The organism is Aristophania sp. ESL1100 (genome assembly GCF_058511235.1).
Window position 1 is genome coordinate 24,068 of sequence record NZ_CP196397.1, and the last position, 10,312, is coordinate 34,379.

The 10,312-nt window shown below is 40.5% G+C and carries 10 protein-coding genes; 5 read left to right on the plus strand and 5 right to left on the minus strand.

Going from position 1 to position 10,312, the window contains the following annotated elements:
• Positions 1-4 precede the first annotated feature (4 nt).
• The 3 genes from ACSYSY_RS09800 to ACSYSY_RS09810 are packed head-to-tail and all read right to left on the minus strand — an operon-like array spanning position 5 to position 1,442.
• Positions 5-340 (minus strand): hypothetical protein, encoded by a 336-nt coding sequence (locus ACSYSY_RS09800; protein WP_491708322.1) that lies wholly within the window; start codon positions 338-340, stop codon positions 5-7.
• A 58-nt stretch (positions 341-398) separates the two neighbouring features.
• Entirely contained in the window at positions 399-1,079 is a 681-nt protein-coding gene (locus tag ACSYSY_RS09805; protein WP_491708323.1) for a lytic transglycosylase domain-containing protein, read from the minus strand.
• Positions 1,080-1,103: 24 nt separating this feature from the next.
• Positions 1,104-1,442: a hypothetical protein gene (locus tag ACSYSY_RS09810; RefSeq protein WP_491708324.1), complete on the minus strand. Its 339-nt coding sequence runs from the start codon at positions 1,440-1,442 to the stop codon at positions 1,104-1,106.
• 516 nt (positions 1,443-1,958) lie between these two features.
• Between ACSYSY_RS09810 and ACSYSY_RS09815 the strand changes: the two genes are divergently transcribed.
• Positions 1,959-2,876 (plus strand): replication protein RepA, encoded by a 918-nt coding sequence (locus tag ACSYSY_RS09815; protein ID WP_491708325.1) that lies wholly within the window; start codon positions 1,959-1,961, stop codon positions 2,874-2,876.
• Here the strand turns inward: ACSYSY_RS09815 and ACSYSY_RS09820 are convergent.
• Positions 2,860-3,504 carry a recombinase family protein gene (locus ACSYSY_RS09820; RefSeq protein ID WP_491708326.1) on the minus strand — a complete coding sequence of 215 codons (645 nt, stop codon included), beginning with the start codon at positions 3,502-3,504 and terminating at the stop codon, positions 2,860-2,862. The two genes, ACSYSY_RS09815 and ACSYSY_RS09820, sit on opposite strands and share 17 nt — an antisense overlap.
• An 834-nt stretch (positions 3,505-4,338) precedes the next feature.
• Here ACSYSY_RS09820 and ACSYSY_RS09825 point away from each other — a divergent pair.
• From ACSYSY_RS09825 to ACSYSY_RS09835, 3 genes are all read left to right on the plus strand, one after another.
• On the plus strand, positions 4,339-6,309 hold the full coding sequence (locus ACSYSY_RS09825; RefSeq protein ID WP_491708327.1) for an ATP-dependent helicase: 1,971 nt from the start codon (positions 4,339-4,341) through the stop codon (positions 6,307-6,309).
• Positions 6,310-6,418: 109 nt separating this feature from the next.
• A complete protein-coding gene (locus tag ACSYSY_RS09830; protein WP_491708328.1) occupies positions 6,419-7,540 on the plus strand; it encodes a hypothetical protein in 1,122 nt (373 codons plus the stop codon).
• Between the two features lie 264 nt (positions 7,541-7,804).
• Positions 7,805-8,131 carry a hypothetical protein gene (locus ACSYSY_RS09835; protein WP_491708329.1) on the plus strand — a complete coding sequence of 109 codons (327 nt, stop codon included), beginning with the start codon at positions 7,805-7,807 and terminating at the stop codon, positions 8,129-8,131.
• Positions 8,132-8,398: 267 nt separating this feature from the next.
• On the opposite strand, the gene ACSYSY_RS09840 is transcribed toward ACSYSY_RS09835, so the two are convergent.
• On the minus strand, positions 8,399-8,617 hold the full coding sequence (locus ACSYSY_RS09840) for a hypothetical protein (RefSeq protein WP_491708330.1): 219 nt from the start codon (positions 8,615-8,617) through the stop codon (positions 8,399-8,401).
• Positions 8,618-9,164: 547 nt separating this feature from the next.
• On the opposite strand from ACSYSY_RS09840, the gene ACSYSY_RS09845 reads away from it, so the two are divergent.
• Positions 9,165-9,770, plus strand: coding sequence for a hypothetical protein (locus ACSYSY_RS09845; RefSeq protein WP_491708331.1), 606 nt, complete (start codon positions 9,165-9,167; stop codon positions 9,768-9,770).
• Positions 9,771-10,312: the final 542 nt, after the last annotated feature.

Genomic DNA, 10,312 nt, shown 5'->3' on the forward strand with positions numbered 1-10,312 from the left:
TTTCTTATGCACTAACACCATAGCGTTGCAGGAAGTAGTAGCCACCATAAGAAATACAGAGACCGACAATCAAACCGACGACGGTAAGACCAATAGACTCACCACGCATATAGCCGACAATCCCTTTATATGCTGAAACTCCGATGAACCCGAGGCCAACAAGTGTCAGAAAATAGCCAAGTATCTGGGTTAAACCAGATTGTGGGTCAACACCCCCGGAAACAGTTTGAGCGTGAGCAGCAACCGTGAATAATATCATGGGAATGACAGGCACAACCGAGCGAATAAAATGTCGAACGGACATAACGAATGGTTTCTCTTTAATAATCGAGGTCTTCATATTTCATCCTTCTTATTACAGTTAATAAGACCGGACACATTCCGGTCTTTTCAGACGACTAATTTAAACGTGCTTTACGCTCGGAATTAGGCGTTGAAACTTGCTTTATGTCAGGTTGTTCTGGGTGGAACATATCGTCTGACACTTCCTCCGTATTCGCACTGTTATGCAACAAATCTTGCGCTTCTGGTGGAGGCGCAGGGACAGCTAACGGGGAGTTGGGGATATTAGTCGTGGTATCTGCGGCAGTTCGTAACCTTTGAATGGCCGGAACAACATAATCTGCCGCAAGTTGAACACGCTTGACATAACCAGAAGTGAAACCTTGGAAAGGATTGCCTGAATTGTAGATAGATGCTGCCCGTAAAATGCTGACTTGCTCATTGCCGGGAAGTTTAGCGCGCTGGTACCCTTCAATTAGTACCCGTGCTCCTGCCTCAATAGAAATGGACGGGTTCAGGGCAGTTTCTGGCGTTAAGCCCAACCATGCGAAATTGCGACGATTGATCTGCATGAAACCTGCATCATAATCGTGCCCCTTGTGTTCCAGACGATCAATAAGTGTTAAGGCGTCTTTCTTGTTTTTCGGTCGATAGGATTGGCCGGTTTGATTGTCATGAATTGCCAAAGGGTCAAAACCGGATTCCGCCTGAGCAACAGATAATAAGGTTTCTGGAGCTACTGCTGGAGCCTTAGCTTGAGCTAAAGACAAGGCCACAAAAAAAGGTAACACAGTCATAGTGCCACCCTAATCAGTGATTTATTACACGTTTGAGATTGGGTATTTGTCGCAGTCAGAAATGCCGCGAATATCTTGTAGATCTGGATGACCCGCATTAAAGATTGTGATCGGACCGCGATAAGAAAACTTCCGAGCAATTTGTAATAGTGCTTCCACAGTTTTTGCTTTCCGGTCGTTCTTATGTCGCCACGTTTGCAACAGCTTATAACCTCGCATCCAGCTGACACGGAGATATGCGACAAACGTAAAAGCGTCACCCGTTTTACTTTCACGAGCAACAATAATAAAACCTTGTATGTTTCCTCCGAATTGCGTTCCTTCCCGCAATTCAGACTCTTCCAATCCTTCAGTCCCTGCCAAATCGTACCTCTATTACCTGATGCAGATACAGGGACAACATTCACCAGTAGGCAGGTATTGCCCTGGAGCATACTGTCAACCACATTTCTAGCTTGTATCAGGCAGAACGCGTGTAAACGCAAGGATACATTCAAAACAATTCGGCTGTGGCACAAGTTGTCTAGCGATGTTAAAAGGTATTTGTGGCACTTTGTCACTGAAATCTCCAACCCTTTTATGAGGGATAATAGAATTTCTCACAAAATAATTTTATTTTTAAGCATGTAAAGTAAAAAAATGCAAATGCAATTTAGTATTGGTTTTTCTGACTTTTTGTCAAAATTATGTCTTCTATATAGAGGACTTTACCAAATTAATTTTTCATACTAACTTTAAGGTGAAGTTTCAGTAAATTGTGCAATATACAAAATTTGCACCTGATTTTTTATGGTAATAGTCCATATTTTTTTTTGTATCTGATTGCAGTTTGCCGCTGATATAGGCAAAGTAAGACCAGCCACAACGGGGAAAATAGGTATGTTTCAACAAGAAAGTAACGGACAAATGTCCCTTAACTTCTCTCCACGGGATGAAAAACTAATCCAACTCGCAACAGACATAAGAACAGAACGGACTTCACACCCTGACTTTTTCCATAGCGTTTTATGTCAGGTTGGATTGCCACGGCGTGCCACTCACAAACTGACGTTTGAGAGAACAAATGGACAAGCTTCTTTGTTACTAACAGCCGGTCGTCTCCGAATTAACGATGAATGGGAGCAACAATCCCTTCCCAGCGGAACAACGCCTCGTCTGGCTTTGCTGCACGTTGCAACGGAAGCTGTCAGAACCGGTTCGCGTACAGTTCCTCTAGGGGAATCATTACACGACTTTATGCGACGACTGAGGATAGGTTCAGGTACTCGCAATGGGCGAGAATATAAACTTTTCATTCAACAGATAAATGCTCTTGCTGCTTGTCGGATGCAAATTGGTTGGGGATCAAAAAATATACTAAATGCCAACCCATTTGCAGGAATTGAGGCTTGTTCAACAGAACTATTTTCACATGGTGGGGAAGTTTGTATCACATTGACAGAAGAGTTTTTTTTAGACTTACAGGAAAGAGCGGTTCCTTTAGATCCCCGTGCTCTAGCTTATTTACAAAACTCTGCATTAGCACTGGATATTTATACATGGCTCGCGCATAAATTGCGTCGTATCACTCGTCAAAGAGGCGAAAAACTTTCGTGGAAATGCCTACGAAACCAGTTTGGTCAGGAATATTCTGATGAGCGCAATTTCAAAAAAGTCTTTCTTACTGCTTTGCATCGAGTTTCACAGGCTTACCCAGATGCACGGGTCGAACGCGTTAATACCGGCCTAGTGCTTTGTCAATCCCGTCCTCCAGTTGATCCCGTGGTGACAAAGCTTTTTACTAGCTCGGCCGCATAACTTTTTTATGTCCTGATGGCTTCGGGTTTTTACCACCCCTTCGCACTTTTTTCATGTCTTTCTGATCGGAAAGACTAGTTCCCCTTACTAGTCGTGTAATGGTGCTTGGACTAACCTTGTAGATCCGAGCAGCATCAGCCTGAGTTAAATGCCCGTCAAAAATTTCTCGCAAAATATTCTCGCGTTGAATTGTCGATAATTTAGATGGTCGTCCTACCTTAACACCACGGGCGCGGGCCGCAGCCAAACCATCTGCTGTACGTTCTGCTATCAGGTTTCGCTCAAATTCTGCTAGAGCACCTACGATATGTAAAAGAAGACGACCAGTTGCCCCAGATGTATCAAACTTTTCTGTTAGGGATTTGAAACTGACTTTTTTTATTACCAGCCTTTCTAACAGAATTACCAGATCAGACAAACTACGAGCGAAACGGTCAAAACGATAAACAATGACCTCATCATCAGCTCGGATATGTGCAAATAATTCTTTCAGACCGGGGCGATCTATCCGACGACCTGTCATAGTATCAGAAAAGATACGCTCGCAGCCTGCATCCCGTAATGCCAGCTCTTGCATCAAAGTCGACTGTTTATCTCCGCGAGACACACGGGCATACCCGATTTTCATTATAGACCTTTTTTCAAAAACGGAGAGTTTTGCAACAATTCAAATTGCTCCAGAAATTCAATGATTCCATGTTTCATAAAACTATGCCGAAATTCAATAATTTTGCAATAGAGTTTTGCAATATATACATTCGGGCTTTTACCACCCCTATATCCAAAAAAGGCAGAAATAAGGCGAACAATTTCCTTTTTCAGGTTCGGACGTTTACTATTCTCATTTCCACTGAAAGTTACAGATTAAGCGTTATTTTGTAACATCTGGGGATATAATTTTTGTCTTCAGGCTTTTACCACCCCAACATTCGGGCTTTTACCACCCCAACATTCGGGCTTTTACCACCCCAACATTCGGGCTTTTACCACCCCCCTAAACCTATAGAACCGATATAAACCTATAATTACCGTGTAATTGATAAAAGAAAATCTGGAATTTGTGGATAACTCAACAGATAGATGAAAATAATATATGTATTATAAATATAATTGGTTAACTATAAATATTTAATGTAATTATTATACAATAAATATTGCTGTTTAAAATAAACATGCTATAGTTTTACTTGCAGAAAGAGAAGAACCTTTCTGTTTGAAGCTTAACACACTTCAACATCAATTTATTGGAGTAAAACAATGACTATGTTAAAACAATTCTTTACTAAGAAGAAAAAAGCTTTTTTTTCGTTTCATTATTCTGGTGTGGTCAGTAACTCAAAAGAGCTTGAGCATATCGTCTCTGAAGCTTTTGAAATGGCCTACACCATTTAACTAAATCACATGGAGTGGTCAGAGCGATCTGGCCATTCCTTCATTGCTATGTATCTGGAAAACCAAAGCCATGAATGAACAGAACCTGACTGAAAATCAATTACGGGCCTCCCAATTAGAGGGGCCTGTTGTGGTGTTGGCAGGAGCTGGAACAGGTAAAACCAGAACTCTGGTTGCTGCTGTCCTAGACCGTATTACCCGCCGTCATGTCGACCCAGGTAATATCCTGGCCGTCACATTTACCAACAAAGCTGCTCGTGAAATGAAAATGAGGCTGGCAAAAGAGCTTCAGGAGCAAAGAGCACCTAGATGGGTTGGTACTTTCCATAGCCATGGATATGCACAAATCAGACGGTTCCCTGAAATTGCCTCATTGGAATCAGGGCCTAAAATTGCGAATGAACGCCAAGCAAGAGAAATCCTCTACGAGCAACTCGAAACGCATAAAAATGACAGAAATTTCCCCGATTTGATTAACCGGAATAATGGACATACCAGCGTCAGTGAAGAAATTGCCTCATATGTTTATGGCTGTGTTGTTGAATTCAAGGAGCACCTGATTGAACCTCATGAAGCCCAAAATTACGTTGCCCAATTATTGGAAAGCGAAGGCAACGGAAATGAAGGTAGTTTTAGTGGTTCATTATATAATCGCGTCTGGTGGGCAGCAGCAGCTATTTATCCTCATTATCAGGAGGCCCTGAGAAAAAAGAATTTGGCTGATTTTTCTGATTTATTGCTATGGCCAACACTGGAAATGGCACGAAATGAGCCATTCCGAAAATATTGGGCAAAAATTTTTCAGTACGTTCTGGTCGATGAATTTCAGGATGTGAATTACATCCAATATTTATGGCTACAGCTCATTATGAGAGGCAATAATGAGATATTTGTCGTCGGAGATGATGCTCAATCAATTTATGGGTTCCGGGGCGCAAAGGTCGAATATATTCGCCAATTTGAGAATGATTTTCCCGGAGCGGTCATTATTTCCCTAGAAGAAAATTTCAGGTCAACCCAGAATATCCTGACGGCAGCCAATACGATCATCAGGCCGGACGGGGTCAATAAAACACTATTCACCAAGGCTGAGGATGGTGAAAAAATCAGTGTCATGGAATTCCCTGATGCAGAAAAAGAAGCTAAAGCGGTAGTGCAGCAAATTTTCTTTCTCAAGTGTCGAAAAGAGAATTTGAACGAGATTGCCATTCTCTATCGAAATAACAGTCTCTCAAGGCTATTTGAAGAAGCGTTGCGCGCGGCCCATATTCCCTATGAGATGGTCAAGGATTTTTCATTCTGGCGGCGAGAGGTTGTTAAGGACGCTATCGCATTATTGGAGGTTTATTTATATCCAGACGATCCTCGTTCGAATGAGTCACTCTGTCGGATTATCAATAAACCAGCTCGCGGAGCGGGTCCAAAAAAGTTTGAAGAGATTTTGGCGCTGGCAGATGAAGAAAAGCTCACTTTCTTTCAGGCCGCCGAGCGATATTGTTCCAGAAAAAAAACCAAAACCAATGATAAACTGGCTGAATTCCTGTCAGTATTACGCACGTATAAACCCGAAAATCCTGATGCCCATATATATTTTATATTGAGTGAGCTACTCGATCTGATCGGTTATCGTGCAATGTGCGCTAAAAAACTCGATAGAGGCGTTGATGATCTCGCCAATATCGGGGAATTAATCAATGTTGTTAAAGAATATAACGATGCTGAAGCATTTTTTCAGCACGTTGCATTGGGCTATTTACCTGATAGCGAGCACAGGAATTCTGTAAAGCTCATGACAATCCATGCCTCAAAAGGAATGGAATTCAAAAACGTCTTTCTGGTTGCTTGGGAAGCGCAGATAATTCCCAGTCCCAAAAGTGAAATTCCGAATGAAGAAAGGCGCTTGGCTTATGTAGGAATTACTCGGGCTGAAAAAAAACTGGCAATTACTTGGTGTAATTCCCGATATGAGAAAAGCCATGACCCAAGCCGATTTATTTTTGAATTACCTGATGAGGTTATTCAAAATCAATGGTGGAAGTAAGTAAAGTAAATGTTAATAAAACCAACCAATAACTATTGTAATTATTGGTTGGTTTTTGGTATGTGATATTTAAGGTTTAACACATCTATTTACAATGAGGGAAATAATAATGGCACAGAAATTACCAATTGTTACTTATGATACGTTGCGAACAGTAACAATTAATATCGGTCTATATGATTGGTATTTATCATTGCTGTATAGATACAGAATGTTACAGGAAGAGGGTTTTTTCTCCACCGTTCCGGGTAAAAATATCGACACGAGCCCGTTATGCTCGGATGAAGACGACATCAAAGAGAATGTTGTTAATAACTATTACAATCATCATCAGATGAAACCCAGTGATAATAATATCACGATAACCCGTGGTTATTTCAGGGAGCTGCTGATTGTTGAATGCAAAATGAATCAGCATGATATGTATCGGTCATTTAAAGACCCGGCTGCACAAAAAATTGAAGATATTGTCGATAAAAAATTTCCTGCCCGTTATTTCCGAGATCCCGGATTCCTGAAATTTAAAGAGGACCAAATCAAGCAAAATTCTGTTGAGCCTCAAGAACCCGACCTCAATCCTGAAACAGAGGAACTGGTTAATCAGTTCATTGCTATTGGTGGAAGGCAGTGGATTAAAGGCAATAAGCGTCGGATATATTTCACCTGGGATTTTATAAAAAAAATTTCTAACTTGCCTCTGTCCGACTATGCAAAATTTTATTTTGACGTGCCCACTATGAAATTTGATGGTACCGATATTACCGAAGAACATAAATTGCTTCTCGCTCAGGCAGTTATGACTCATCTGACTCAAAAGCCGGAATTAAGGCGTTTTATTCTGGTCGATATTGAATCAGATGCCGTTATGGTCGACATCAAAGCTTCAGACCCATACGATGCCATTGAAACCCATCGAAATGATGAACAATTACGGGATGAGATGTACGTTGAGGTTTCCTCTGAACACGGAACCTCTGCGGGGGGATATGTCGTCTATGAAGCCGATGACAATTTTCCTGACGACTGTGTTGATGTGAAGCTGGTTCGTGAAAATTGCAAGAAAATTGCTGTCTTTTCCGTTGATACAGGCAAGATTGATCCTGTGTTTATCGTTGGATCTGATAACAATGTTAACCAGGGAGAACGTGTCAAAACTCTCATGCGATCTGCGTATGGTGACGCTTTTCTGGTTGATGATAAAATCTATCTCCAGAAGAAGCTCCCTCTATAGGGGAGCAAGCGTCAACGATTTTGTTTGTTTTTTATCTTGTTTTTCTCAGGCGTTTCTGCATAATGAAATTGTTACTTCATTAAATTAATGTAAATAAACGTGTTACCCAAGCCCCACCTGATTTTACCAACAATTAGGTGGGGCTTGTGGTTTTTATTATCTGATGAGCATCTATCGGACTTTACTCTGCACCTGAGGTGTTCCAATATAAGACAAAACTTGCTTAAGGATTTTCTCTCACTAAGAAGAAAAGAGGGTAAGAAAATGCGTAATTTCTTTAATATTCGTTTATGGAATCTTTCCTTTATAGGTTGGGGTATCTTATTCAGTATTGGAAATTATTATGAGGTTTATAATAGTAAAACCAAAGCAAATTTAGCGTTTTTAGATTTCTGGAATCACTACTCACTTTACTTCTGGACATTTTTGTTCTCTGTTGGCCTAATTTTTGCATATCTTAAATTGTTTTTAAAAGATAAATATCCGAAATCATGCAAAAAATTAACACCTTATTTAATTATTGCTTTCTGTGTGATTTTTTTAATAAGTGGTTTTGTTAATACAGGTAATATAGCAAGGACCCTTTCATAGCCCTTACTTAAAGAGAAGCTTCTGAACTTTTCGGGGCGTCTCCCAGGTTACACCTAGGATCATCTCCACGCCCGCGACGCTCCCTCGTAAATACTTTACATATGATCGGCAGGTTGTTGATCTCTGATATGATGCATCACATACCTCACCAGACAGCCTATGGCTGGCCTACGGCGCTCCCGCTCTGCGCTCGCTCTGGTCTGTAGCAATCATTCCCATACTAAGGCCGTAAAGCATTGAAGAAAGATGGGTGGGTGATTTTAGTCCTTATAAATTACGTTGGTTATTTTTCCTCATGGGTAGGGGATTTTCTTCCAGAAAATCGGCCGTCTTTTGCGCCCATTTTTCTACATCCGCAGGTAAGTGGCTTCTCCCACGAACCCAACTGCGAACAGTAAGTTCATTTCCCTGAATCATATCGCAAAAATTTTTTGGCGAAAGATTAAGCTGCTGAAGAACCTGCTTTAATATATTGATATTATCCACACCTGCCTCCCCATAGGTTGAAATACGGCCCGGCCAACATCCCTATCACTAGTCCGATAATTGCGGCGCCAAATAGGATGAAAAATAATCTCCGGCCATTACATAGCCAATCTGCAAAATGTTCCATTTTCTCTATCTCTTTCCTCCTCTTTGTATCAGGGAAGGGCTTACGCCCTCCCCTGCCCGCGTTTGGCTATTTACAGCCGTGACGGGTGATAAACGACCCAACAGCTAACGCCGTGGTTATGATTGTGCAGATTGCCTGCACAAACGCCAGGATTAATATGTAAGGGGAATGTTTATCCTTCATTTTTGAAACTCCAAATGAATAACGCCGAGGAAAATCCCATCGACAAATACATAATGACATTTTTAATATAAAAACACAACAAAAAAATTTCTATATTTTTATAAAATAAGCATAATATATTATTTTATTTACTTGAAAGATATTATATTTTGAGATATATTTTTAATTACAGAAGAAAGTTTCTCCTGTAAGGATTAACACCCCTTTTTACATACTTATTTATTGAGGAATAATACCATGGAACTTGAATTCAACTCTGAAAAAATTTTATCAGTTTTTGATAGTGAAAGAAAAAATCTTCAGAGACTGAAAGCCGTACTTCATCTTGATAAAAGAAGCGATTTCGACGTTTATGATGTTGTTGAAGGGGAGTTGGGGGGTGAAGATTATAGGCGCTTGGCCCAGAGCCTAGAAGGAGCGCTTTTTTATAATTTTACTCTGGTTTTTAATAATATTTTCGAAACATGCCTTACCCTAACATCGTTCCCAAATAACGGATTCACTGGTTTATATATCGTCAGATCAAAAGCGACGAGAAAAGCAATCTCCGATTATCTGGTGAAAAAATATCACGGGATCAAACCTTTCCTTGTTGAGCAATTATGGACATCATTTGTTGAAATATATATTGACGAGGCGTCTCCATCAGAAAAAAATGACAATGGTTACTGGGAACGTCAGTTGATGAGAGAGGAATGGTTTCAGGTTGCTCTCAATGCCTATAAGAACAATCCAGATCAGCTCATTTCGCCATTAGCTGGTAGTGACTACGACCCATTCGAGAATGATGCTGATATTCCTGAAAAACCATTACGTGTTCCCTATGACGGATTTCAGGATTGATCCCATCTAATTAATTTTTATCTGTCCAGACCTTTATTTGGTTTGGACAGTTGTTCGAGGCAGGCATGTTAAATCAGAAAGGCCGTGCTTTAGCTCGGCCTTTCTGTTGATGCTTGATATTATCTTTGAGACCAGTTTTTATAAGCTCTTTCGATTTCTTTAATGTAACATACGTGACTTTTATGTAAATAGTTTTATTTAATTAACTTTTATTTATTATTTGATTACATTCTGTTGTTTTGTTTGGCTTTAATAATCAATTGATTTCTTTCTTTCACTCCGTTAAATAACCACATCACTAAGAAATGCCTTTCATGCGCAGTTAGGTGGTTTCTTCTTCTCCATTAATCTTGTTCTGATCTCTTGCGCGTTTTAAGCGGCTATTCTTGAATATCTCCATTTTTTTAGATTCATGAATAGCCGTCTTAGGCCGCAATGTCTTTTATGGCAGGCTCCGCATGGCGTCTTGCATATGACTGACAGTTCTCGCCCCGCAGGAAGGCCGGGTAAAAGGTAAGCTGCCCAATGGCAGCTTAATCATA